Below are 25204 nucleotides of genomic sequence, written 5' to 3'. Positions count from 1 at the left end.
GCTGAGCATAGCAGATGACATTCCGCCGCAGTGCAGCAAATTCGCCCCGTTGTTGCAAATGATTTGCAAAAGCATTGACACAGGGCTGATTCAGCATAGATTGCCTTTTGCAAACCATTCGCAGGAAGCTCCTATGCTGTTTATCAAAGTTCTCGTCCTCTCTGTCCTCGTGGCCCTGGGCGGTGCCGGTTCGGCTTCGGCCAAAATCAAGGTTCTGACCTCCTTCACCGTGTTTGCCGACATGGCGCGCAATGTCGCCGGCGAGCATGCGGATGTGGTGTCAATCACCCGCGAGGGCGCGGAAATCCACATGTTCCGGCCAACGCCCGGAGACATCAAACGCGGCCTTGGCGCCGATGTTGTGCTGTGGAACGGGCTCGGGCTTGAGACCTGGTTCGAACGTTACCTCGAAAATCTTGGCGACGTGCCCGCCTTCACGCTGTCAGACGGCATTGAACCGATTGCCATTGCCGAAGGGGCCTATGAGGGCCGGGCCAACCCCCATGGCTGGATGTCACCGGGCAATGCGATGATCTACATCGACAACATCGTCCGCGCACTTTCCGAGACCGATCCGGACAATGCGGACGCCTACGCCGCCAATGGCGCGCGTTACAAGGACGAAATCACCGCCACATTCGCGCCGATCCGGGCGCAGATCGAGGCGCTGCCCGAATCCCGGCGCTGGCTGGTTTCCAGCGAAGCCGCATTCTCCTATCTGGCTGCAGATTTCGGCCTCAAGGAAGCATCGATCTGGGCGATCAACGCCGATAGCCAAGGCTCACCACAGCAGGTGCGCCGGATCATTGACTTGATCCGCGACAATGACATTCCGGTGATTTTCTCCGAAAGTACGGTTTCGCCCAAACCAGCCGAACAGGTGGCGCGCGAAACCGGCATAGCTTACGGTGGCATTCTGTATGTGGATTCCCTGTCGACGCCGGACGGACCGGTGCCGACCTATCTCGATCTGCTCAGGGTCACATCGCAAACCATTGTCAACGGATTGACGGCAACACAATGAACATCCCTGCCAGCATTCAGGCCCAGTCGACTGCAGTGCATGGCCTCGATGTGCACGATGTCTCCGTGGTCTACCGCAACGGCAACCGCGCGCTTGATGGCGCAAGCTTCAGCGTGCCCCGGGGCTCGATCACCGCTTTGGTCGGAATCAACGGCAGCGGCAAGTCGACGCTGTTCAAATCGCTGATGGGCTTCGTGCCGCTTGCCGGCGGACAGATCAACATCATGGGACTGAGTGTCAGTGAAGCGCTGAGACAAAACCTGGTCGCCTATGTGCCGCAAAGCGAAGAGATCGACTGGTCGTTTCCGGTGCTGGTCGAGGACGTGGTGATGATGGGCCGCTACGGCCACATGAATTTCCTGCGCATGGCCCGGCCGCATGACCGGGCCGCCGTCGATGATGCGCTGGAGCGCGTCGGCATGGCCGCCTATCGCAAGCGTCAGATCGGCGAACTTTCCGGCGGTCAGAAGAAGCGCGTGTTCCTGGCCCGGGCACTGGCCCAGGAGGGCCAGGTGATCCTGCTCGACGAACCCTTCACCGGTGTCGACGTGACCACCGAAAACCAAATCATCGAGCTGCTCAAGGGCCTGCGCGCGGAAGGCCGCGTCATGCTGGTCTCCACCCACAATCTGGGCAGCGTGCCGGAATTCTGCGACCGTGCGGTGTTGATCAACCGGACCGTTCTGGCCGAAGGTCTCACTGCGGATGTCTTCACCCAGAAAAATCTCCAAAAGGCCTTTGGCGGTGTGCTCCGGCACTTCGTTCTCGGCGGTGAGGATCTGCATGATGATGATGACAGCCGCCAGGTGACAGTGCTTACCGATGATGAGCGGCCCTTCGTCATCTACGGCGAAACCGAACGCAAATCCCGAAAAGCCAAGGCCACCGTGAAAAAAACGGCTCAAGCCAAGAGCGCCAAGGACAAGCGCTCATGAGCGTCCTGCTCGAACCGTTTTCCTACAGCTACATGGTCAACGCCATGTGGGTGTCCGCGCTGACCGGGGCGATCTGCGCCTTTCTGTCGTGCTATCTGATGCTCAAGGGCTGGTCGCTGATCGGCGACGCACTCTCGCACTCCATCGTTCCCGGTGTGGCTGGCGCCTATATGCTGGGTCTGCCCTTCGCAGCCGGCGCGTTTCTGGCCGGAGGGCTGGCTGCGGCGGCAATGCTGCTGATACGGGCGCGCACGAGGCTGCGCGAGGACGCGGTGATCGGCATGATCTTCATCTCTTTCTTTGCGCTCGGGCTGTTCATGGTCTCGATCTCGCCGACGCCGATCAATGTGCAGACAATCGTGCTCGGAAACGTGCTGGCGATCACGCCATCCGACACCACCCAGCTGGTGATCATCGGCGCGGTCACACTCGTGGTGCTGTCGGTGATCTGGAAGGATCTGATGCTGGTGTTCTTCGATGAGAGCCACGCGCGCGCCATCGGGGTCCGGGCCACCGCGCTCAAGGTGATCTTCTTTGCGCTGCTCTCCGCCTCCACCGTGGCGGCGATGCAGACGGTGGGCGCGTTTCTGGTGATTGCCCTGGTGGTCACGCCCGGTGCCACCGCCTATCTGCTCACCGACCGGTTCCCGAGGCTGATCGTGATTGCTGTCGCCATGGGATCGATCACCTGCTTTGCCGGCGTCTATCTGAGCTATTTCCTCGATGGCGCGACGGGCGGCGTGGTGATCATGCTGCAGACCGGGATCTTCCTGCTCGCCTTCCTGTTCGCACCACGGCACGGGCTTCTGGCCCAGCGGGCGCAAGTCAGGGCCCAAACACCGGATGCGGCCAAGACATCGGAAGCGGAGGCGCTGTGATGGAGGGTCTTGTCGACTTCTTCCTCGATCCGTTCCGTTTCGCCTATATGCAGAAGGCGTTCCTGATCACCTTCCTGGTGGCGATCCCGATGGCCGCGATGAGTTCGCTGATGGTGCTCAAGGGCTGGTCGCTGATGGGTGACGCGATGAGCCACGCTGTGCTGCCGGGCATCGTCATGGCCTTTGTCGCGGGCCTGCCGCTGGCGGTCGGCGCCTTTGGCGCGGGGCTGTTTTGCGCGGTCGCCACCGGCTGGCTTTCGGCCAACAGCCGGGTGAAGGAAGACACGGTGATGGGCATCGTCTTCTCCGGCATGTTCGGTCTCGGGATCGTGCTGCATGTCAGCGTCCGCTCGAGCCTGCATCTCGACCATATCCTGTTCGGCGACATGCTCGGCGTCGCCTGGTCCGATCTGGGAACAACCGCTTTTCTGGCGCTTCTGTGCGGCGGCTTCCTGGTGCTGAAATGGCGCGATCTGGTGGCCCAGGCCTTTGATGAGCTGCACGCCCGCGCCATTGGACTTCGGACCGGCTGGCTGCATTACGGGCTGCTCACGGCGATCGCTCTGATGATTGTCGCGAGCCTCAAGGCCGTCGGCATCATCCTGTCGATCGCGCTGCTGGTCGCACCGGGCGCCATCGCCTTCCTCGTTGCGCGCACCTTTGCCGGTATGCTCACAGTGGCCGTCGGGTCGGTGGTGCTCTCGGCGCTCATCGGCATTTTCGCCAGCTACCACATCAACAGCGAACCGGCGCCGACGATGGTGCTGTGCCTGACCGGGTTCTTCATTGCCGCACTGGTGGTGGGGCAGGTGCGGGATTTCCGGATGCGGCGACTCTCGTCTTCCGGATAAGGCCTTGTTGTGGCGTCGGAATGCGGCTGTCGTCAGGCCGTCAACCGCAGTGCCGTCTGGTTTGAAAAACTGACCTGTGGAAGCATCTCGAATTCCGGGCGGGCGAACCAGTAGCCCTGGAACAGGCCAATGCCTGCGGCCTTGAGAACCGCGAACTCTTCCTCGGTCTCGATGCCCTCTGCCAGAACGGTGATATCGAGCGCCCGGGCAATTCCGACAATGCCCGACACAACGGCCTGGCGCGCAAGGCTGGTGTCGATGCCCCGAACGATCTTCATGTCAATCTTGATCAGATCAGGCTGAAAATCGGCGAGCAGGCCAAGACCCGCATAGCCAGCGCCAAAATCATCAATGGCTGTGACAAACCCGTGCTTGCGATATTCGGTGATAATATTCTGGAGGTGCGCCGGGTCCGACACCTCCTCGTCCTCAGTAAACTCGAACATGATCGCGGACTGCGGGAAACCGAAACGCTTGGCCGCCAGGAATGTTGCCCGCAGGCAGGCGGCGGGTTCATAGACCGCGTTGGGCATGAAGTTGATCGAGAGTTTCAACTCTTCGGCGTCGGGAAAAAGCTGAGAGGCCAATTCTATCGCCTTGGTCCGGCAGGCCTGATCAAACACATATTTCTGTTCGGGCTTGACCCTGGACAGCACCGAATGGGCACCTTCGCCATCAAGACCGCGGACCAGCGCCTCATAGCCCCACACTCGCCCCTGAACGGCATCATAGATGGGCTGGAAGGCCATGGAGAATTCAAAATCGAGCTTAGCGCCGCTCTGGCATCCCGGACATGGTTTTGACATCTCGCGTCTTTCGCAATGGCGTTGGCGACCGGATGATGCACAAAATTCGTTTACAATTGCCCAAAATTGAGGCTTTAGGCACAATATTGACGATTTGCTTTACAAAAGATTGGCCGTTTACTGGCCACGACGCGCGAACCGGAAACATTGTCTTGCTTGTCCGGTTATTCATCCAGCGTCCGAGGCCCTTGACGGAAGACATTACAGCCCCTCGATGGCAAATTCCGGCGCACTGTTCCAGACCAGTTTCCAACTCGCGCCCGGACGGACGTTCTGAATGATGCCCGGATCAAAGGCGACGAAGCATCGCCCGCCCTTATGGCGCACCGAGGGGTAGATCAATCCGCGGTGGCCTTCCCCGCGCAACTGCGCCGCCAGTGCCTGTCCCGCCGGGTAGCCATGTCCGGGGTCAGGATCGAGCGCAGGGTGAGCCTCTCCATGCAGATCCGGAAAATCGCCGATGAAATCAGCGAGCAGTTCGACATAGCGCGCTTCATCCTCGTAACGGTCGATGAAGCCCAGTTCGCGAGTCCGGTGAAAGCCCACCTCCTGCGCACTGGTCAGCATCTCCCACGCACAGTACCAGGCGCCGCGATTGCCGCTGTTGAAGCGGTTGCCGCTTGGCCTTGTGTAGGTGAAGGCGGCATTGATGTGGCTTTCGCCATAGAGCTTGAGGTCCTGCGCGCGCCGGGCGAAGGCCAGTTCGCGGCGGTCGAGCGCCGGGCTGCCCTGGCGCTCCGCAATCAGCCGCGCGCTGGTTTCGCCCTCAAGCTCGGCGAGGACCGCCATCTCCTCGTCGCTGTCGACAAGCCCGCGCAAGACGGGCGGCTTGTGATGTGTCTCGGGGATCAGGCGGACCAGCGCGCGGTCATTGACCGGGGTGATCTTCACATGCCGCCCCGGAGCGCATCGACATATCCCCGCACGCGCAGGATCTTCGGCAGGCCGCCGGCAATCATTGCATCGACCGGCCGCGCGCCATCAAATTCAGGGCCCTTATTGGGCAGCCTCGGCCATTGCAGTGCAATGGGCTCGTTGAAGTAAAGCTCCAGCGATTTATAGAGCCCGATGAGCGCGCTGAGACGCAGCATCTGATCCTGCGTCAGATCACCGGCAAATGCCGGCTTCTTCGCGCGCTTCCAGGTGGATTCCGACATGTCGGCAAGTGCTGCCGCTTCGCGCAGCGTCAACGACCATGCATCGGCAATCCGCGCAAAAGCCTTGAGGCCCACCGCCTGCCGGTCCGGCGCCACCTGCTCCAGGACAAGATTTTCCATTGGAGGCTCCTTTTGAAAGACGCCTTCAATGTAAGGCCATATGGCCACTTTTTCAATACCATACGAGCTCTTTTTACGAACTGACCCGCTTCCTTGAATGTACCCATTCAAGGGAGCGGGTCAGAGCAGGTCAATCGACACGACGACAGTTCAAGGCCGCCTGACGTTTCATCTCATGGGCGTACTGGCTGAATTTGAGGGCTCGCTGATCGTAGAGCGAACGCAAGCGGGGCTACAGGCCGCACGAAAGCGTGGGCCGCGTCTAGGCCGTCCAAAGGCGCTCACAAGCGCTCAAGTCAAACATGCTCGCAAGTTCATCTATGCGGGCGAGCGTCCCACAACGGTCGCCCAATCGTTCGGGGTGAATAGATCAACCCTCTATCGCAATTTAAAAGGCGACCTCAACATTAATTGGAATATTCTAAAAATAGACAAATCCTCGCCTTCACCTAACCTCTCTCCTACAACGGTACACACCATCATTTGAAATGTATTTGCAACTGTCGTAATATTCGACGAGATACCATCCGAAATCATCACTATCGAACACGCCGTATTTGAAGCCTCCAACTTTGCTCGCCATCTGTAGGAGCTTCATCAGTGGGTCAGCGCTATCTCCAGCTTGGATAGTACCTCGGTAACGGCACAAAAACTGGCCATTGTCGATGATATTGCATTTGTCCAGAAAGACTTTATCTACGCGCATCTGAAGCATGCGCGAATTTATGTTCCCGCCTAGCGTCTGTATGCAATTTATTGAAGCCATTAAATTCGTACCACTATTCTCCCTACAATCAGCAGCACGAAGATCTAACGCTGCAAGCTGATCAACGACATCCCGATTTAAGGCTGATCTGATATTTCGCGCTAGAGTAGCATTCAAACCCACCCGCTTACTATCATCAGAACTGAAGCTACCCTTTGCAGTTTTTTGTCTCGGGTGCAGGCGTGCTGACCTATTCTCTACCTTTGAAATCACATTTTCAGGTTTGGCTGGAGCAGCTTCAGATTGCGCAACCACGGTTTCACGACCCTTTGAAAACCTGTTTTCAAAGATCGAAGTAAAGTGGTTATTGGGAAACTGAGCAAAAAGTTTCAGGCGCTCTGAGCTACTCCCCATTCGTTGGACAGTTTCTGGCGTAAATTAAGCTACTCTTTGCACTTGCTGATCGGGTTGGGTTTCGTCTTTTCCCAGCCAATAGACCACGGCAGGTGGTCTTCCACCAAGGGCTGAGTGTGGGCGTTGATGGTTGTAGAACGTCATCCATTTGCGGATGCCCGCCTTCGCTTCTGATCCGGTCTCCCAGGCATGCAGGTAGACACATTCATATTTCAGCGTCCGCCACAGGCGCTCGATGAAAATATTGTCGAGGAACCGCCCCTTTCCATCCATCGAGATGCGCACGCCGGTCCGGCGCAAGCGGTCCGTCCAGGCGAAGGATGTGAACTGGCTGCCCTGGTCTGTATTCATGATCTCCGGCTGGCCGAACTTGTGGATGGCCTCATTCAGCGCCTCGACACAGAAGTCGGCCTCCAGCGTATTCGAGACGCGCCAGGCCAGAACCTTACGGGTGTGCCAGTCCATGATGGCGACGAGGTAGAGAAAGCCACGCCGCATGGGCAGGTAGGTGATGTCCGAGCACCAGACCTGGTTCGGTCGATCCACGCGCAGTCCTTTCAGCAGGTAGGGATAGGTCTTGTGCCCTTTCGCCGGCCTGCTGGTATTGGGTTTCTGATAGATCGGCATCAACCCCATCAGGCGCATCAACCGGCGTATCCGTTTCTCGTTCACCAGATGGCCATCGTTGCGCAGATGCCAGGTCATCTGCCGGACGCCGAAGAACGGCGTTTCAAGGAACTGCTCGTCGATTTGACGCATCAGGTCGAGGTTCTGCTCGGTCTCGCCCTTAGGCGTGTAGTAGAAGGACGAGCGCGCGATCGACAGCAGCTTGCACTGCTGGCCTATCGACAGCTGGGGGTGATCGGGTTCGACCATGCCGCGCCTCACTTCCCGCCCCATGGCTTCAGCTTTCTTTCCAAAAAAGAGTTGGCCACGGCCAGCTCCCCGATCTTGGCGTGGAGTTCCTTCACCTGCTCCTCGTCGATCTCGGGCTTCTTTCGACCGCCGCGTTCGAACACGCCGGACGCGCCCTCAAGGAGCGCACGTTTCCATTGATGGATCATCGTTGGATGCACCCCGAACCGGCTCGCCAACTCAGCGGCGGTTTCCTCGCCCTTCAGGGCTTCCAGCGCGACCTTCGCTTTGAACTCAGGCGCGTGTTGCTTGCGTTTCGACATCTCTGATCTCCTTCTCGTCGAAGATCAGCAGACTGCAAATCGTAGCTTATGTCAGTGTCCAAATTTCGGGGGGTAGCTCACTCGCTCAGAATTTCTGCTTGTTCGCAGCTAAACTCAGCATCGCGGCGTTCGCCGTGGATGCATGCCACGGCATGAAAGTATAGCGAGCTCGGAGGGTCTTTCCTTATGAGCTGATGTCCAGCTTGAACACAGGAATTGAAGAAGCCTAGTTTGCAAGCTTTTACACACTGATCAACCTGCTTCTTTTCTACGCAAGCACCCGCGATGGGACGTAGGACATTCCATGATGGCTTGTCTTCGGCCACAAATCTATCTAGCTCCGCCAAGTCAGGCACTACATAACCGAACCGAACTGACTTATCTGAGGCAGGTAATCCAGCCTTGGCGCACGCGTTGGTATCACCTTCGCCACAAGCAGCCTTACAGGCATCCAAACTACCCATAATACAGCCACGTTGATTTGGACTAACTTGACCATTTGACGCCGTGGTTGAAAAAATAAATACTACAGAAAATATGTACAATAATGAATATATTGATCGCAACATACTGAGAAAACTCCATGGAAATTCAGCTGTAACCCCAACACGCTGTGTCAGTGGAGAGTGCTCATTTCAAATAACATGCAGAAGCAAAACCTACAACTTTTCGAGCGCTAGGTTTTGATACTCCGCCCATCGTTCCCGCCATTGCTGCAAAAGCTCGGGGCTGATCCAATCCCGCTGCTTCTTGCTGCTGAACCCATGGCCGTGGTTCTTGCGAAGGGTCAGCATACAGCGCATAATTTCCGTGCCTGACAACTCACCCACACTCCCCCTCCCCCTTGCCATTCCATCGCGATTCAGCCTAGATAACCTTGTCCCGTTGGGAGAAACCGGTTCATCCGGTGCCGAAGGAGCAACCGCCCCGGAAACTCTCAGGCAAAAGGACCAACGGAACGTTTTGGACTCTGGAGAGTGGCGCGTGTTGCGTCCGCCGAAGGGATAGCAATCTCAGGCAAAAGGACAGGGGGGGCTTGTTGAAAGGCGTTTGACGCCTGAAGATTGGCCCGTGCGCGGCGTTTGCCCGCACCTGAACTGGAGACTGGCGCGTGGACACCACCGCAGACCTTCTGAAGACACCGCTTCATTCCCTGCATCTTGAGCTTGGCGCGCGCATGATGGCGTTTGCCGGTTACGACATGCCGGTCCAGTACCCGATGGGCGTGATGAAGGAGCACCTTCACACCCGCGCCGCCGCCGGGTTGTTCGACGTCTCGCATATGGGACAGATCCTGATCCGCGCCAGATCCGGCGATGTGACCGACGCGGCACGCGCGCTCGAAGCCATCACGCCGGTGGATGTGCTGGGCCTCAAGCCCGGCCGGCAGCGCTACGGGCTGTTCACGAACGACAAAGGCGGACTCGAGGATGATTTCATGGTCGCCAACCGTGGCGATCATCTTTATCTGGTGGTCAATGCCGCGTGCAAGCATGAGGATCTGGCCAGGATCCGGACAGCACTGTCGGACAGCTGCGAGATCGAGGCGCAGTTTGGCCGCGGCCTGATCGCGCTGCAGGGCCCGGTCGCGGAGGCCGTGCTGGCCTCCTATGCGCCCGACGCAGAAGACATGCTGTTCATGGATGTGGCGGATTTGAAGATCGGCGGCACGCCGGTGGTGGTGTCGCGCTCGGGCTATTCGGGCGAGGACGGCTTCGAGATCTCGATCCCGGCTGATGAGACCGAACGGGTCGCACGGCTGCTTCTGGCCGATGACCGGGTCGAGGCGATCGGGCTTGGCGCGCGGGATTCGCTGCGGCTTGAGGCAGGCCTCTGCCTTTACGGCAACGACATCGACGAGACCACCACCCCGGTCGAGGCCAATCTCAAATGGGCGATCCAGAAGGCGCGCCGCGCGGGCGGAGAGCGCGAAGGCGGATTTCCAGGGGCTGATGTGATCCTTAACCAATTCGACACCGGACCCGCGCGGTTGCGGGTCGGCCTCCAGCCGTCCGGCAAGGCCCCGGTGCGCGCCGGGGCGGAGCTTTATGACAGCGAAAGCGGCGGGGCTGCGATCGGCACGGTGACGTCGGGCGGGTTCGGCCCCAGTGTCGGCGGTCCGGTTGCGATGGGCTATGTGCCGGCAGACCTTTCTGCAGCGGGCACCACGCTCTACGCCGAGGTGCGCGGCAAGCGGCTTGAGCTTGCCGTCAGTGCCCTGCCCTTCGTTCAGACCACCTACAAGCGCTGACCCTTCAGCCTTCCTTAACCCCATTCCCAAAACCAAGATCACACAGGAACAGTTCCATGCTCAAATTCACCGAAGACCACGAATGGCTCAAGATCGAGGGCGATGTCGCCACTGTCGGGATCACTGCCCATGCCGCCGAACAGCTCGGCGATCTGGTGTTTGTCGAACTGCCGGACGCCGGCAGCACATTCGAGAAGGGCGGCGAAGCCTCGACCGTTGAATCGGTCAAGGCCGCATCGGATGTTTATTGCCCGCTTGATGGCGAGATCGTCGAGAGCAACCAGGCGATTGTCGACGACCCGTCGCTGGTCAATTCCGACCCCACCGGCGCGGGCTGGTTCTTCAAGCTCAAGCTCAGCAATCCCAGCGACGCAGACGCGCTGATGGATGAAACCGCCTACCAGGCAATGATTGGTTGAAAGCGAACGCCATGACCCTGAAGCTGACAGATTACGATCCCTATGACTTCGCCAACAGGCGCCATATCGGCCCCTCGCCGTCCGAGATCGCCGAGATGCTGGAGACCGTCGGCGCGACGTCGCTCGACGCGCTGGTCGACGAAACCGTGCCGGCTTCGATCCGCCAGAAGACGGCGCTCGCCTTCGGCGATCCGATGAGCGAACGCGAAGTACTCGATCATCTGCGCGCCACGGCAAAGAAAAACACCGTGATGCTGTCGCTGATCGGCCAGGGCTATCACGGCACCATCATGCCCCCGGTGATCCAGCGCTGTATTCTCGAAAACCCGGCCTGGTACACCGCCTACACGCCCTATCAGCCGGAGATCAGCCAGGGGCGGCTCGAGGCGCTTCTGAACTTCCAGACCATGGTCAGCGACCTGACCGGGCTCGACATTGCCAACGCCTCGCTGCTCGATGAGGCGACGGCAGCGGCGGAAGCCATGGCGATGGCAGAGCGGGCGTCAAAGTCCAAGACCACCACCTTCTTTGTCGATCATCACTGCCACCCGCAGACCATCGAGGTGATCCGCACCCGCGCCGAGCCGCTGGGCTGGGAGGTGCAGGTCGGCGATCCGTTTACCGAGCTGGACCCGGCAAAGGTGTTCGGCGCGATCTTCCAGTATCCCGGCACCTATGGCCATGTGCATGATTTCACCGATGTCATCGCCACGCTTCACGCGCAGAAGGCGATTGCCATCGTGGCCGCCGACCCGTTGTCGCTGACGCTGTTGAAGTCACCGGGCGAAATGGGCGCTGACATCGCCGTCGGATCGATGCAGCGCTTCGGCGTGCCGATGGGCTATGGCGGCCCGCATGCGGCCTATATGGCGGTCAAGGACGCCTACAAGCGCTCGATGCCCGGGCGTCTGGTCGGCGTCACCGTTGATGCGCGCGGCAACCAGGCCTACCGGCTGGCATTGCAAACGCGCGAACAGCATATCCGCCGCGAGAAGGCGACCTCGAACATCTGCACCGCGCAGGTGCTGCTTGCGGTGATCGCCTCGATGTATGCGGTGTTTCACGGACCGGTGGGCCTGCGCGCGATTGCCGGGCGGGTTCACACCAGGGCCACCACGCTGGCTGCGGGTCTCAAGAAGCTGGACTTCATCATCGATCCGGCGATCTTCTTCGACACGGTCACCGTGTTTGCCGAAGGCCGGCAGGCCGAGATCCTGGAGGCGGCGCGCAAGGAAGGCATCAATCTGCGCAAGGTCGGCGATGACCAGATCGGCATCTCGCTCGATGAGGTGTCGCGGCGCGCAACGGTGGAAGCCATCTGGCGTGCCTTTGGCGGCAACATGTCATTCGACGATCTCGAGGCCGGGCCGCAGATTCCCGATCCACTGGTCCGGCAGTCACGCTATCTCGAGCATCCGATCTTCCACATGAACCGCGCCGAAAGCGAGATGACGCGCTACATCCGGCGTCTGTCGGACAAGGATCTGGCGCTCGACCGGACGATGATCCCACTCGGCTCATGCACCATGAAGCTCAATGCGACAGCGGAGATGCTGTGCATTACCTGGCCGGAATTTGCCGACATCCACCCCTTCGCGCCGGCGGATCAGGCGCTTGGCTACAAGGAGATGATCGACGATCTGTCCGACAAGCTCTGCCTGATCACCGGCTATGATGCGATCTCGATGCAGCCCAATTCCGGCGCGCAGGGCGAATATGCGGGGCTGATGAGCATCCGCAGCTTCCACCGCGCCAATGGCGAGGGACACCGCAACATCTGCCTGATCCCGACCTCGGCGCATGGCACCAATCCGGCCTCGGCGCAAATGGCGGGAATGACGGTGGTGGCCGTGGGGACACGCGAGAACGGCGACATCGATCTCGATGATTTCCGCGCAAAGGCCGAGCAGCATTCGGCCAATCTCGCCGCCTGCATGATCACCTACCCTTCAACCCATGGCGTGTTCGAGGAAACGGCTGCGGAAGTCTGCAAGATCACCCATGATCATGGCGGCCAGGTCTATCTTGACGGCGCCAATCTCAATGCGCTTGTAGGGGTTGCGCGGCCGGGCGACATCGGCGCGGATGTGAGCCATCTCAATCTGCACAAGACCTTCTGCATCCCCCATGGCGGGGGCGGCCCCGGCATGGGCCCGATCGGGGTCAAGGCGCATCTGGCCGAGCATCTGCCCGGTCACATCATCACCGATGGCAGACCCGGTGCAGTCTCGGCCGCACCCTTCGGGTCCGCTTCGATCCTGCCGATCTCCTGGGCCTATTGCCTGATGATGGGTGGCGACGGCCTGACCCAGGCGACCAAGATTGCGATCCTGAGCGCCAACTACATCGCAGCCCGGCTGAAGGGGGCCTATGATGTGCTCTACACCTCGCCCGGTGGACGGGTGGCGCATGAGTGCATCCTCGATACGCGGCCACTGGTGCAAAGTGCCGGCGTCACCGTTGATGATGTCGCCAAGCGTCTGATCGACTGCGGCTTCCACGCGCCGACCATGAGCTGGCCGGTGGCTGGAACGCTGATGATCGAGCCGACGGAATCGGAAGTGAAGGCCGAGCTCGACCGGTTCTGCGCGGCAATGCTGGCAATCCGCAACGAGGCCTGGGCGATCGAGGACGGGCGCATGGACCGGGACAACAACCCGCTGAAGAACGCGCCGCACACGATCGAGGATCTGGTTGGACCATGGGACCGGCCCTATGGCCGCGAGACGGCAATCTTTCCGGATGGCGCGATGCGCAACGCCAAATATTTCGCTCCGGTCAACCGGGTCGACAATGTCTATGGCGACCGCCATCTGGTCTGCTCCTGCCCGCCAATGACGGACTATGCAGAAGCCGCCGAGTAGCGTTGCGACCCAGGACCTCAGTCAGGACAAAGGCGGCCGGTTGGCCGCCTTTGTCATCTTCAGTTTCCTGCGTCGAGAAAGCTACCGGTTCAGATCCCCTGGCAACGGAATAGCCGGGGCCTCCACCACGCGCACGGAAACAGGTTTTCCGGGGCTCTCCAGCGCTGTCGCGGCGGCGCTTGCCGGTTTGAGAACCGGGCCACCGCCCTTCTGCGCCATGGCATAGCCAGCCAGCTCGCCAGGCTTGAGAACGCGCGGCGCATTGCGAACGGGTGCCGTAACTTTCGCAGTCTCGGGCGGGCTGCTCTTGACCCGGACAACCAGGTCGGAGGCCGGTTTAAGTGCCACCGGGCGGGCCTGGATCACAGAGGGCTCCTGCGCCGCATAGGCACGGCGGGCCGCGACACCGGTGCCTTCGGCAAAGCGCAGCATTTCCACCGTCGTGGGCGTGACCTCGCGGATACGAAGCCCGGCCATCAGCGAGGAGAGCGATGCTTCACCCATGGTCGGATGACAGTAGCGAAGACGGATCTTGGCCGCATAGCTCTTGCGCCCCAAAAGACCCAGTCCGGTCGCAGGTGCGCGGCTGATCTCCCTGGCCGTCTGCCAGGCGAAAATACAGTTTGCTCCGTCTGTGGTCCTGCCAATGGCATAGCCGAACGGCCCTTGTAGGTTCTGTCCCGCAGAAGAGGTGATCTGCATGGGAACACCGGGCAGAGCGGCGCGCATTTCATTGATGATCTGACGCTGGGTCGGGGCCTGATAGAAGGACTGGTTGGTGCCGGGCGGCGCGATTGCAACGGTCAGCCTGTTTTCACCAACGCCGTAACCGGGATTGGGGTAAAGCACGGTCTGGAATATCTGATCCGTTTGCGATGTCTGGCGGACGGCCTCGACCCGGCCCGCCACCTGCGGCAGATAGGCAACAGCGAATTCCGGCGACACATCTGCTGATAGCGTCGGCGCCTGCGGTTTGATCGAACCTGTGAACAGATCGGGGTCATCCCCGGTGGTGCATGCCGATAGGGATGCAACCAAGGCCATCATGGCCATGAGACGCGGCATCATGGGATTCATCTCCCTTCCCTGTTGTTTATCAGCCCGATCGCAGCAAGTGCGCTGGTATCCCTGATCACCATGTTGAGCTGTTTGAAGACGGCAGTGGCGCGAGCCGACTGACCCGAATGATAGTAGGCCCAGGCCCGCATCTGCATGAGGTCGCGTGGCTCGGCGACCAGTTCAGCGCGGGCATCGAGCGCCCTGAGAACGCGGTCAAACTGCTGATGATCAAAGGCGGAGCGAGCGCGCTGGTAGTAGATCTCCGCCCGGAGCTCCCGGTCGCGCTCCGCGGAGACCGGATAGGCCGAAATCAGCGCATCGGCCTCATCGGTCAACCGTGATCCGAGCAGGGCCAGTCCGGCACCGTAAACAGCATCCGCGCGGACCTGGCCCTTGCCGGCCATGCCTCGCTCGAAAGAGATCCGCGCATCGGAAAAGCGCTTCAGTCCGATTTCGCACCAGCCCCGGATCACCGCGACCGAAGGTTTCAAGCCGCCCGAACCCAGACGGTCGATTTCGCGCAGGCAGGCAGGATAGTTCTTCGCCTCGAAATGCTTGACATAGCTCGCCCGGACGTTCTTTGCCGGTGTTTTCACCGACGCCGCGTCGCCCCCCTTGGGCGCAGACGCCACTGCGATTTCCGACCAGATCTCGGGATAGACGTGGGTGAAATCCTGCTTCAATGCAGCAAAGCCGCGCTTGTCACCGCTTTGCAGAAGTGCCAGCGCCAGCCCCTTGAGACGATCCGCCGAGGCTTCCCAGGAATAGGACTGACGGAACCAGGCTTCAGCGGCATCAAACTGGCGGGAATTGTAGGCGTACCAGCCAAGAATTTCGGCATGGTCGGGCGAACTGGTTTCCATGATCGCAGTCGAATAGGCCAGCACAGCCTCCTCGCCGATGGCATCCTCTCCCGGATTGCCGAAACGGGAGGACAGCACGTTCATCAGGAACACCGGGTCATCCGAGAGATCCGACAGGTGGGTCTCGGCAAATTCATAGGCCTCGCGATCCAGCTTCTGCCGTTCAAGCGAGAGATACATGCCCTTGGCATTTTGGGGACCGGGTGCGACCTCCATGGCGATTGCAAACCACTCCGATGCGCTCTGGGGCTGCTCCACCTTGATGTCGTGCCAGCCCAGGAGCGACAGGTCCTCCGGGTTTCTGGTCTTGCGGGCTTCGAGCGCCAGCAACTGTTGCGCCGAGGACGGTACCGGAGCCGCTTCTTTGTTCGCGTTGAATTCCGCAACCTGCTTGCGGGCAATATCGAGCGCGACGGCCGCAGGAAGATAGGTTCCCGATTGTTGCGGCCAAAGCACCGAAGCCAGCTTACCGATTTCGGCGGCAGGAAAATCCCGCAACGCCTTTTGCAGGGTTACGACGAGATGCTCATCGGAGAGCCGGTTGGCGCCGTCGCGCAACAACACGCCACGCAGGGACTTCGCCAGTCCGTCGCGGTTGCCTGTGGCCGAGAGGGCGTCGATCTGCATCCAGATCAGATCCACGTCTGTTTCGGTCGCGGTATCGATGCTGGCGGAGAGATCGGCCAGGCCAAGCCAGTCTTCGGCGTCGGCCAGTTCCTTCATGCGCACACGCTGTTTCTTGCGCGCCAGTTTGGCCTGGAAATCCGCTGTTGGCATCCAGCCCGGATCGGCTGCGGTGCGGCGAATGATTTCGGCGTCGATACTGGTGAAATCATCTGCCGCGAACAGGTCCCAGAGCGTTGTTTCGTCCGGCACGATCTCATCGGCGGCGAGATAAAGGTCCTGCGGCGGATTGAAGCCCGGGTGAAGCGAGCGCAGACGGGCAATTTCGGCTTCGACCCGGTCGATCTGACGCTCCTTGGCATAGTAGTAGAGCGCCGCCGTGTGGACAGGGTCGAGGTTCGGCGCAGCTTCCTCACCGTCTCTCAAGGTTGCGTGTCCCACCGGGGTTTGCGGTGACCTGTCCGACTGATCGACGGGAAACAGCTGCAACGCGTCGGCAATGATCAGACCGGTTCCGTCTTCGGCGTGGACATTGGTCACAGAGTTGGCGGCCAGCGACAATACAAGAGAGAGGGCCAGTGATGGAACCAGCGTCCGGGGCCCCCGGCAGACAGAAAGGGGTATTGCGGGGACCTGGGCCAAATGGCCTGTCTTGCTGACATGGTTTTTGAAGGATGTGTTCATTGGTCGGTCCTCACACCAGCGCGCGGAGTGGCACGTCCAAGCCAGATGGCGAAGACTGCCATCAGGCCAAGCACCAGCGCGACATAGATGCGGAAGTGGTCCGAGAACCACGCGGCCGCCACCCGGCGCAGGTTTGATGGTCCATAATCGGTCACCTTGTGGGCGAAATAGCTTTCCGGACGCACGGTGCGGATCGAACGCTGATCAAGGTCGAACACCACGTTCTCACCTTCGATCCGGTTCCAGATTGCAGGATCGGCCAACATCGTCGAGACATCGAGCATGTCGAGAGAGGTGTCCGCTGTCAGCCAGGTGACCACACCGTCGCCCGATACGTTTGCGCGCTGAGACAGCGTTGCCTTTCGGCGCGGCTCGACCAGGGGAGCAGCATCGGAGGGGCGCTCGTAGTTGAGCCACTGGCGGAAGGAACGAAAGCCGCCGGAAAGGGCTTCGCCGAGATTTTCGACAGTGTTGGCATCGCTCCGGAGCATGCGGGTGGTCTGGCGGAAGGCATCGAGCAACGCCAACGGGTCGGTGGTCATGGCCATCGGAATCGCCGCGCCGGGCAAGTGGATCGAAGCGGTACGGATTGGATCGGCAAAGCTGAAATCGGCCGCGAACTCGATGCGTTCGGAAACCTGCGGGAACGCCCTGGGGCCCAGACGGGCGAGTTCCTCGACAGCGCGCTGCGGCGCGATCACCAGGGCGTTGCCACGAAGATCGGCAGCCGGCGGGCCAAAGGCAAGCCGGACAGGCAGGGGCTCGCGAGCGGCCATGCTCATTCTGGCAACCATGGTCAGCGCCGCCGACACCGAATAGGCGTCGGGCCTGAGGGCATAAACTTCAACGCCCGTGGTCGACGCATAGGGATAGGCGGAGCCGGCCATTGTGGCCAGTTCCGGCAAACGCGCCACGCGGGCCAATTGAGGAACGCGAAGTTCGGTGTTTTCAAGCAGGATGAAGCGCGGCGTGGCCTCACCGCGTTCGGCGAAGACGCAGGCGTCGTCGGATTCACGCTCCAGTTCGGCAAGCAACTCGACCTGGTTGCGGCCAGGGCGGAAAGCCCGCAAAGGCAGCTCCAGCTTGCGGCCATTGAAGACCTGACCACCAGCATCACGCATCGGCAGGCTCTTGACGATATGGCCGTTGATGCGGACCAGCATTTGCGAGGTCGGCTTCAGGCCGGGCGACGTCGCGGCATGGAGCATAAGGTCAAGGGTGGCGTATTCGGCCGGATAGAAATCCGCGGGCATCACCATCTCGAAGCCGGTGCGGAACAGCCGACCGCTGAACGGGGTGGCGGTGTAGCCCGCGTCCGCCAGCGTGTGGACGCTCGAGGCTTCGGCACGGATCTCGCCCTTTTTGGGCGCACCCATGCCGGTGTCGATGAGGCTCTTGAGCGGCCCCTGGATAGCAGCGAGCAAGGCGCCTGGAATTTCCTGCCTGGTGGCGGTCCGCAGCGTCACCCTTGCGCGGCGCGGATCGGTTCCTGCGGCGACCGACAGGCCATAGGGTGCCTGGTTTGCAATAGCGTCCGAATGCTCCTTTGAGCCGTCTGTAACAACGACGAGATCGATGCCCGGGCCGGTGCCTGGAGTATCTGCGACGCTCACGGAGATGTCGTCACGATTGAGCGCCAGGGCCATGGTCTGTACCAGAGGTGCGGCCATGTTGAGCGCCTCGACACCGGCGTTCTCGGGCAGGACAAGCCGCATGTCTGTCAGTTGATCAGCATTGCGCCCGATGCCGCGCAGCCGTGCAAAGCCCGCCGGGCGGGTGGCGCTGTTGGGCCGGAAACCAGACGCCTGCTGATCGATCTCGGTCCAGAGCTCATAGGTCGCGTCTATGGAGCAGTCGACCCGGTGGCGCTGAACCGCGCGGAGCCGCACCTCATTGACACCGTCGCGCAGCAGGGCCGGCGAGATGGAAAGCTTGCGAGTGGTAAACCCGGAGGGCGAGCGGATTGCAAACTCTCCGGCGGCTGCGCCGTTGACAGTCACGGAAAGCAGCGAGGCTTCCGGCATCACCGACACCGCGTTGCGATAGGCGATCACGAGATCCCCGCCTGTGGCAAGCGTCGCCTTGTCGACCACAAGGCTCAGATCGACCACATCGGTCTCGCCCTCAAGCATCAAGGCGGATCTGGGCTGCTCGAAAGCAATCAGCATCAGGTCCCGGTCCGCCGCTGCGCGGGCCAGCGAGGTCGGCCGGGTTGACAGGATCATGCTCTGGCCGAGCGCCGTGGTGCCGGGGATCGTGTCGGCAAGGTTCGACAGCGGTGTTGCAGTTTCCACCGTGGCGGGTGCCTGAAGCAGGCTTTGCCCACTTGCACCGGTTGCGGTGACCAGTGTGGCGGCCAGCGCAGGAACCGTCAGCTTGAGGATCAAGTTACGCATGGGTCCGCACTCCACGAATATCGGGCACGCTTGCCGCCTTGCCCGGTATCTGGGCATTGTTGGTCTTGACCACGATCGGCGCGTCGTCATGCGATTCAACGCTCTCTGCACGTGCGAAACCAAGCAGGTAGCCAACCGCTCGGAACGATTCGACCAGGCTCCAGCGGGCAAAGCGCAGCGTCCCGCTGACAATGTCCAGACGGACCTGGCGACGCGAGATCCGTTCCTGGAGCACAGCCTGATCGGAATACATCACCTCGGCGATCGCCATAAAGGTTCCCGGCAGCCGCTCGGGATAGGCAAAGCCGAAAACATTGGTGCCATCAAAGTCCCGCACGGAACGGATGGTGACCGGGAAGGAAACCGGGCGGCCGCCGCGGCGCACCTCGATCTTGCCGCGCCAATCGGAATCCACATCGATATCGGGTTCGTGATCAGCGAACTGCACGGAGACGCCACCGCTCGAGGCATCGAGCAGGATCACGGTCCAGTTGCGGTCTCCCTGACGCAGAATAGCGTGGCGGCGGATCGGCAGGCGCTGATTCCGGCGCAGTTCGCGGCGTTCAGCAACCACGCCAAGGCCTGCGCCGGCGACACCGAGATTGATCAGATTCCAGATCGCAACGATCATCAGCAGGTCGGAGGCCACGGGCTCCGTTGCAAGCCGCCAGACCGAATAGACTGCGGCCGCAAGCAGCACGAAGAACATCACGAAGTAGGGAATGGCGATCGGCGACAATCCGTCGGAGTTCAATGTCTGGCCCTTGGCGGTGACGTTGAAGGTCGGTTTGCGCGGATTGCGGATCACGCTGATGATCGATCCTACCAGCATGATCGACTGGATGTATTCGTAAAGCTCGGAAACCCAGGGCCAACGCACCTTGCCGTAAAGGTAGCTCTGCATTGCGAAGGATGCGATCAGATAGGTGAGCGCATAGGCCCCGAACTCCTGGATATTGGCCTGATAGATTTCCAGTGAGAAGAAAATGTAGAGCAGCGGCGACAGCATGAAGGCCAACCGCGACAGCGGAAACAGCCAGAACATGTTGATGCCGGCGTAGCAGATGCGCTGCCCCATCGTCAGACCCTTGGCCAGGAACGGCCGGTTGAGGATCAGGATCTGCAACATGCCCTGACACCAGCGCGCCCGCTGGCCGATGAAGGCAACGAAGGTTTCAGGCTGCAGACCGGCGATCAGCGGCTTGTCGACATAGAGAGAGCGCCAGCCCTTTGCATGGAGGCTCAAGGCGGTTTCGCAATCCTCGGTGATCGACTGGCCGGAGAAACCGCCAACGGCTTGAAGCGCCTTGCGGCTGAGCACGGCAGCTGAGCCGCAGAAGAAGGATGCATTCCACTTGTCGAGGCCGCGCTGCAGCACCGAATAAAACATCTCGTTCTCCGACGGCATCGAGCGGAAGGTCCTGAGATTCTTTTCGAGCGGATCCGGGTTAAGGAAGTAGTGCGGGGTCTGCACCAGGAACAGCTTGGGATCTTCCTTGAAGAAGCTCACGGTCTCCTTGAGGAACTCACGCACCGGTGCGTGATCGGCATCGAACACCACAACCAGATCAGAACCAGAGACCTTGAGGCCGTCATTGAGATTGCCGGCCTTGGCGTGGTCGTTCTTCTTGCGGGCGTGGTAGTGGACGCCCATCGCCTTGCACAGCGCCTTGAGCTGTTCATGGCGGCGGGTTGCTGCGAGCGCGACCGTGGGATCCTTGTGGCTGCGCTTGGCCTGGGTGCTCCCATCGTCAAGCAGCCAGATGGTCAGCTTGTCACGCGGGTAGATCATTGATTTCGCCGCGGCCAGCGTGCCGGCCAAAAGCTCCGGATCCTCATTGTAGGTCGGGATCAGCACATCCACGGTCGGTAGGTCGTCGAGCGAACGAACCTTGGGTGCGACGCGCTTGATCGGATCGGCGAGCATGAAGAAGCTGATCGCCAGCATCAGCAGGCAATACATCTCGGCCATGTAAAGCAGCAGGCCGGGAATGAAGTTGAGCGGCTCGGAGAACACCGGAAGCGTCTCGGTCGTACGCCAATAGGCATAGCGCAAGGCGAGAACCGCGCAGAAGATGAATGTTATGAATCGGAAGACGGTGTTCTCCGGACGGCTCATGCCAAAAAACATGACACCCAGGGCCGCAAGGCTGAGGACCAGCTGCGCCTGAAGACTGAGCGGCATCCATAGCAATGCCAACCCGACTACACCGGCCAAAAGCGCCGTCCATTTAACGCACATCATGTGCATGATCACCCCACCAAAATCGATTTGAACCGTCTCATACGGTCGCGGTTTCATCCGAATGCGCTAACATTAGGGATCGAATGGTTCACAGTTCCCTAAGCATTTTAACGACCGGCCTGTTTGTGAAGCGATGGTTAATCAATGCTTTATCGGCAAAAGTGTAGGCAAACAGAACAGTTACGCTGTTGTGCGGCCGATTACCCAGCGGCAGAAGCGCAAAAGGCTGTCCCGTTTTCGCACATGAGTGTGCAAAGGTCAGACAGTGCAGGCGAATGCCGCCCCAGCCGACCGCGCGGCTGGAACGCAAATGGGTTCGAACAAGTGTTGACGGGAGTGTCTGTTGTGCGCGCGGCTGGCCGCAGGTTTTGCTAGACGCCGAGCATTTCGGTTTCGATCTCAGGCGTGAGTTGATGTGGCATTCCCGACCAGACGCTCTGGCCACGGGCCAGGATGACGCAGCGGTCAGCGACTGCACGCAACTCGGAAAAGGCCTTGTCGATCACCAGGATCGACTGCCCACCCTGCTTGAGGCGGGCAATCGCCGCCCAGATCTCCTGGCGCACCACCGGGGCAAGCCCCTCGGTCGCCTCGTCGAGAATGAGAAGCCGCGGATTGGTCATCAGTGCCCGGGCGATGGCGAGCATCTGCTGTTCCCCGCCCGACAGCGTCGCTGCCGTCTGGCCCATGCGCTCACCTAGCCGTGGAAAAAGCGCGGTTGCCGTTTCAACTGTCCAGGGGCCCGGCCGCGCCGAGGCCATCAGGTTTTCCGAAACCGTGAGGCCGGCAAAGCAGCGCCGCCCTTCAGGCGCAAGACCGATGCCCAGCCGTGCGGCCCGAAAGGACGGCAGCACGGTCAGGTCGGCGCCATCAAACCGAATCTCGCCGCGCGTTGTGCGCAGCATCCGGGTGATCGATCGCACGGTCGTCGTCTTGCCCATGCCGTTGCGACCCATGAGCGCCACCAGTTCGCCCTCGGCGATGGCGAAGTCGACGCCGAACAACGCCTGGGAACCGCCGTAGAAGGCCTCAAGGCCCCTGACTTCCAGCAGGCTCATGCCTCGTCCTCCCCGAGATAGGCGGCGCGCACGTCAGGATTGTTACGGATCTCATCGGCGTTGCCACGGGCGATGATGCGCCCGGCAACCAGCACCGAGATCCGGTCGGCAAGTTTGAACACCGCATCCATGTCATGTTCGATCAGCAGGATCGGCGCTTGTGTACGCAGCTTGTCGAGGAAACCGATCAGACGCGCCGAGCCTTCCTGCCCGAGGCCGGCCATCGGTTCGTCCATCAGGAAGATGCGCGGCCGCATGGCAAGCGCCATGGCGATTTCCAGAAGCCGCTTTTCGCCGTGGGAGAGTTCACTCACGCGGATCCCCGCACGCTCCTGGAGACCAACGCGCTCGAGGGCTTCCATCGCCTCGCCGGTGAGATCGGGATCCATAGCCACTTGGCGTACAAAGCCGAAAACCGAGCGTCGCCGCGCCTGGGCCGCCAGCGCGACATTGCCGCGCACGGAGAATTCCGGGATCAGCGAGGAGACCTGAAAGGTGCGGGTGAGGCCGAGACGGGCGCGCGCCACCTGATCGAGACCACTGATCTCGCGGCCCGCAAAGCGGATTTCACCGGAATCGGCAGGCATTTCGCCCGCAACCAGCTTGATCAGGCTCGATTTGCCCGCGCCATTGGGACCGATCAGGGCATGGATCTCACCGGGACGCAGATCGAGATCGACATCATCGGTGACCTTCAGAGCGCCGAAGGACTTGTTCAGTCCGGAGAGTGCAAGGACCGGTTCAGTCATGGCGTGCCCTCCCCACCACCAGGCCGATGAAACCGCCACGCGCAAACAGCACCACGCTGAGAAGCGCGGCGCCTAGGAAGAATTGCCAATGGGTGGTGAAACTGCCGAAGAGGTGCTCGAACAAGACGAACAGGCAGGCACCGACCACCGGGCCGAACAGCCGCGCGACGCCGCCCAGAATGATGAACACCATGATTTCGCCCGACAGGTGCCAGGAGATCATGGTCGGGCTGACGAAGCGGTTGAGATCGGCATAAAGCGCACCGGCAAGGCCCGTGACCATTCCGGAGATCACGAAGGCCGCCAGCCTGATGCGGTAGGGTGAAAGGCCGAGTGCTGCCACCCTGCCCTCGTTCTGGCGAACCGCCTGCAGCGCCACGCCAAAGCGCGCACCGGTCATCCGCCATTGACCGATCAGCACGACGATCAGCACCGCATAGCACAGCAGGAAGAAATCCAGCGGTCTGAGCGTGTTGATGCCGGGAAAGGCGTTGCGGACATAGATCGAGAGACCATCCTCACCGCCATAGGCCGGCCAGGATATGGCGAAGTAGTAGATCATCTGCGCGAAGGCGAGCGTGATCATGATGAAATAGACGCCCGATGTGCGCAGGCTCAGCGCCCCGATCAGCAGCGCCGCGATGCCGCTGACGACAATCGCGACCAGCCACAGCACCAGCATCTGGTTGGTGCCGTTGATGATGAAGGGCGAGGTCATCAGCGGCTCAAAGGTCTGGTGGTGGCTGGCGAGAATTCCCACCGCATATCCGCCAAGGCCAAAGAAGGCGGCATGGCCGAAGGACACAAGCCCGCCGAGTCCCAGCGCTATGTTGAGGCCGACGCCGGCCAGCGCCAGAATGGTCGCGCGGGTGGCGAGCGTAACCAGGAAGGGTTCATCTGCGAAATGCGCCACCAGAGGCGCGATCAGCAGGATCAGCGCCAGGATGATGTTGAGCCGGTGTTCTGTGAGATGCTTAAGCATTGGCGGGAAACAGCCCCTTTGGCTTGAACACCAGAACCACCGCCATCAACAGATAGATCAACATCGAGGCAATTGCCGAGCCGATCCCGCGGGCCGCGGATGCCTCCATGACGCCGGAGAGCAGGGTCGGCAGCAGGAAGCGGCCCATGGTGTCGACCAGACCAACAATCAGCGATGCCACCAACGCGCCGCGGATCGAGCCAATGCCGCCGATGACGATGACCACGAAGGCGAGGATCAGAACCGGTTCGCCCATGCCGACCTGAACCGACTGGAGCGCGCCGATCATTGCACCGGCAAAGCCCGCCAGGGCTGCGCCCAGCGCGAATACCACGGTGTAGAGAAAGCGGATGTCGACGCCCAGTGCCGCGATCATTTCACGGTCGGCCTCGCCGGCGCGGATCTGCATGCCAAGCCGTGTGCGACTTATAAGAAGGCCGAGCCCGATGGCGATGAGAACGCCTGCGACGATGATCGCCAGCCGGTAGGCCGGATAGGGCAGACCGCCGGGCAACGTCACCGGGCCAGCCAGGATCGCCGGCGGGTCAAGGTAGAGCGGAAACGAGCCGAACAGAAACCGCACGCCTTCGGAAAACATCAGCACCAGCGCGAAAGTGGCCAGCACCTGGTCGAGGTGATCACGGTCATAGAGCCTGCGGATGACAACGATCTCGACGATCGCACCGAGGGCGGCGGCAGCAACCAAGCTGGCCGCAAGGCCGATCCAGAACGATCCGGTGGCCGCCGCAACCGCCGCACAGACGAAGCCGCCGACCATGAACAGCGAGCCGTGGGCGAGATTGATCAAGCCCATCACACCGAAGATCAGTGTGAGGCCCGCCGCCATCAGGAACAGCGTCACGCCGAGCTGCAGTCCGTTGAGAAGCTGTTCAAGAAAAAGGGCAGTACTCATGGCTTACCGGTCTCGCACCAGCGCCGAA

Annotated in this window: 22 protein-coding genes and 1 riboswitch; of the genes, 8 read left to right on the top strand and 14 right to left on the bottom strand. The window is 60.8% G+C overall.

Annotated features, from left to right (window positions below; all coding sequences use genetic code 11):
- The first annotated feature begins 133 nt into the window (after positions 1-133).
- Genes HPDFL43_RS03980 through HPDFL43_RS03965 form a run of 4 tightly spaced genes read left to right on the top strand, consistent with a single transcriptional unit; the run spans position 134 to position 3688 of the window.
- The gene (locus tag HPDFL43_RS03980) at positions 134-1024 is read left to right on the top strand and encodes a metal ABC transporter substrate-binding protein (RefSeq protein WP_040449605.1); all 891 of its coding nucleotides are present in this window, start codon (positions 134-136) and stop codon (positions 1022-1024) included.
- Positions 1021-1959, top strand: a complete 939-nt coding sequence (locus HPDFL43_RS03975; RefSeq protein ID WP_007195964.1) for a manganese/iron ABC transporter ATP-binding protein — start codon at positions 1021-1023, stop codon at positions 1957-1959. Before HPDFL43_RS03980 ends, HPDFL43_RS03975 begins: the two co-directional genes overlap by 4 nt.
- Positions 1956-2837: a metal ABC transporter permease gene (locus tag HPDFL43_RS03970; RefSeq protein ID WP_040449030.1), complete on the top strand. Its 882-nt coding sequence runs from the start codon at positions 1956-1958 to the stop codon at positions 2835-2837. Before HPDFL43_RS03975 ends, HPDFL43_RS03970 begins: the two co-directional genes overlap by 4 nt.
- Entirely contained in the window at positions 2837-3688 is an 852-nt protein-coding gene (locus HPDFL43_RS03965; protein ID WP_007195962.1) for a metal ABC transporter permease, read from the top strand. Before HPDFL43_RS03970 ends, HPDFL43_RS03965 begins: the two co-directional genes overlap by 1 nt.
- A gap of 32 nt (positions 3689-3720) precedes the next feature.
- Here the strand turns inward: HPDFL43_RS03965 and HPDFL43_RS03960 are convergent, their stop codons facing one another.
- The 3 genes from HPDFL43_RS03960 to HPDFL43_RS03950 form a co-directional block, all read right to left on the bottom strand.
- On the bottom strand, positions 3721-4494 hold the full coding sequence (locus tag HPDFL43_RS03960) for an EAL domain-containing protein (protein ID WP_040449028.1): 774 nt from the start codon (positions 4492-4494) through the stop codon (positions 3721-3723).
- Between the two features lie 201 nt (positions 4495-4695).
- Positions 4696-5385, bottom strand: a complete 690-nt coding sequence (locus tag HPDFL43_RS03955; protein WP_007195960.1) for an RES family NAD+ phosphorylase — start codon at positions 5383-5385, stop codon at positions 4696-4698.
- Positions 5382-5771 carry an antitoxin Xre-like helix-turn-helix domain-containing protein gene (locus HPDFL43_RS03950; protein ID WP_007195959.1) on the bottom strand — a complete coding sequence of 130 codons (390 nt, stop codon included), beginning with the start codon at positions 5769-5771 and terminating at the stop codon, positions 5382-5384. The genes HPDFL43_RS03955 and HPDFL43_RS03950 overlap by 4 nt, the downstream gene beginning before the upstream one ends.
- A 97-nt stretch (positions 5772-5868) precedes the next feature.
- Between HPDFL43_RS03950 and HPDFL43_RS22415 the strand changes: the two genes are divergently transcribed.
- The gene (locus HPDFL43_RS22415) at positions 5869-6258 is read left to right on the top strand and encodes a recombinase family protein (RefSeq protein WP_084594562.1); all 390 of its coding nucleotides are present in this window, start codon (positions 5869-5871) and stop codon (positions 6256-6258) included.
- Here the strand turns inward: HPDFL43_RS22415 and HPDFL43_RS21860 are convergent.
- The 3 genes from HPDFL43_RS21860 to HPDFL43_RS21855 all read right to left on the bottom strand — a co-directional run bounded on the left by HPDFL43_RS21860 (position 6217) and on the right by HPDFL43_RS21855 (position 8638).
- A complete protein-coding gene (locus tag HPDFL43_RS21860) occupies positions 6217-6891 on the bottom strand; it encodes a hypothetical protein (protein WP_156970181.1) in 675 nt (224 codons plus the stop codon). The two genes, HPDFL43_RS22415 and HPDFL43_RS21860, sit on opposite strands and share 42 nt — an antisense overlap.
- 24 nt (positions 6892-6915) lie before the next feature.
- Positions 6916-8069, bottom strand: a protein-coding gene (locus HPDFL43_RS03940) for an IS3 family transposase (protein ID WP_245271052.1) whose coding sequence is annotated in 2 segments (ribosomal slippage) — positions 6916-7817 and positions 7817-8069 — 1155 coding nt in all. Because the reading frame shifts where the segments join, the coding sequence is not laid out codon by codon here.
- A gap of 77 nt (positions 8070-8146) precedes the next feature.
- Positions 8147-8638, bottom strand: coding sequence for a hypothetical protein (locus tag HPDFL43_RS21855; protein WP_156970180.1), 492 nt, complete (start codon positions 8636-8638; stop codon positions 8147-8149).
- Positions 8639-8945: 307 nt separating this feature from the next.
- A riboswitch (glycine riboswitch) is annotated at positions 8946-9032 on the top strand.
- 148 nt (positions 9033-9180) lie between these two features.
- Here HPDFL43_RS21855 and gcvT point away from each other — a divergent pair.
- The 3 genes from gcvT to gcvP are packed head-to-tail and all read left to right on the top strand — an operon-like array spanning position 9181 to position 13603.
- The gene (gene gcvT / locus HPDFL43_RS03925; protein ID WP_007195953.1) at positions 9181-10320 is read left to right on the top strand and encodes a glycine cleavage system aminomethyltransferase GcvT; all 1140 of its coding nucleotides are present in this window, start codon (positions 9181-9183) and stop codon (positions 10318-10320) included.
- A gap of 56 nt (positions 10321-10376) precedes the next feature.
- Positions 10377-10739, top strand: coding sequence for a glycine cleavage system protein GcvH (gene gcvH / locus HPDFL43_RS03920; protein WP_007195952.1), 363 nt, complete (start codon positions 10377-10379; stop codon positions 10737-10739).
- An 11-nt stretch (positions 10740-10750) separates the two neighbouring features.
- Positions 10751-13603 (top strand): aminomethyl-transferring glycine dehydrogenase, encoded by a 2853-nt coding sequence (gcvP, locus tag HPDFL43_RS03915; protein ID WP_007195951.1) that lies wholly within the window; start codon positions 10751-10753, stop codon positions 13601-13603.
- 81 nt (positions 13604-13684) lie between these two features.
- On the opposite strand, the gene bcsN is transcribed toward gcvP, so the two are convergent.
- From bcsN to HPDFL43_RS03875, 8 genes are all read right to left on the bottom strand, one after another.
- A complete protein-coding gene (gene bcsN, locus HPDFL43_RS03910) occupies positions 13685-14671 on the bottom strand; it encodes a cellulose biosynthesis protein BcsN (RefSeq protein WP_169743222.1) in 987 nt (328 codons plus the stop codon).
- Between the two features lie 5 nt (positions 14672-14676).
- Positions 14677-16833 carry a hypothetical protein gene (locus HPDFL43_RS03905; protein WP_007195949.1) on the bottom strand — a complete coding sequence of 719 codons (2157 nt, stop codon included), beginning with the start codon at positions 16831-16833 and terminating at the stop codon, positions 14677-14679.
- Positions 16830-19229 (bottom strand): cellulose biosynthesis cyclic di-GMP-binding regulatory protein BcsB, encoded by a 2400-nt coding sequence (locus HPDFL43_RS03900; protein WP_007195948.1) that lies wholly within the window; start codon positions 19227-19229, stop codon positions 16830-16832. Before HPDFL43_RS03900 ends, HPDFL43_RS03905 begins: the two co-directional genes overlap by 4 nt.
- Positions 19222-21531, bottom strand: coding sequence for a UDP-forming cellulose synthase catalytic subunit (gene bcsA / locus HPDFL43_RS03895; RefSeq protein WP_245271095.1), 2310 nt, complete (start codon positions 21529-21531; stop codon positions 19222-19224). The genes HPDFL43_RS03900 and bcsA overlap by 8 nt, the downstream gene beginning before the upstream one ends.
- A gap of 314 nt (positions 21532-21845) precedes the next feature.
- Positions 21846-22532, bottom strand: a complete 687-nt coding sequence (locus HPDFL43_RS03890; protein ID WP_007195946.1) for an ABC transporter ATP-binding protein — start codon at positions 22530-22532, stop codon at positions 21846-21848.
- Positions 22529-23281, bottom strand: coding sequence for an ABC transporter ATP-binding protein (locus HPDFL43_RS03885; protein WP_007195945.1), 753 nt, complete (start codon positions 23279-23281; stop codon positions 22529-22531). Before HPDFL43_RS03885 ends, HPDFL43_RS03890 begins: the two co-directional genes overlap by 4 nt.
- Positions 23274-24263: a branched-chain amino acid ABC transporter permease gene (locus tag HPDFL43_RS03880; RefSeq protein ID WP_007195944.1), complete on the bottom strand. Its 990-nt coding sequence runs from the start codon at positions 24261-24263 to the stop codon at positions 23274-23276. Before HPDFL43_RS03880 ends, HPDFL43_RS03885 begins: the two co-directional genes overlap by 8 nt.
- A complete protein-coding gene (locus HPDFL43_RS03875) occupies positions 24256-25176 on the bottom strand; it encodes a branched-chain amino acid ABC transporter permease (RefSeq protein ID WP_007195943.1) in 921 nt (306 codons plus the stop codon). Before HPDFL43_RS03875 ends, HPDFL43_RS03880 begins: the two co-directional genes overlap by 8 nt.
- Between the last annotated feature and the right edge of the window lie 28 nt (positions 25177-25204).

The organism is Hoeflea phototrophica DFL-43 (genome assembly GCF_000154705.2).
In the GTDB taxonomy this organism is placed as follows: Bacteria; Pseudomonadota; Alphaproteobacteria; order Rhizobiales; family Rhizobiaceae; genus Hoeflea; species Hoeflea phototrophica.
Note: the sequence above shows the minus strand (reverse complement) of the source record. Positions and strands in the feature narration are given on the sequence as shown.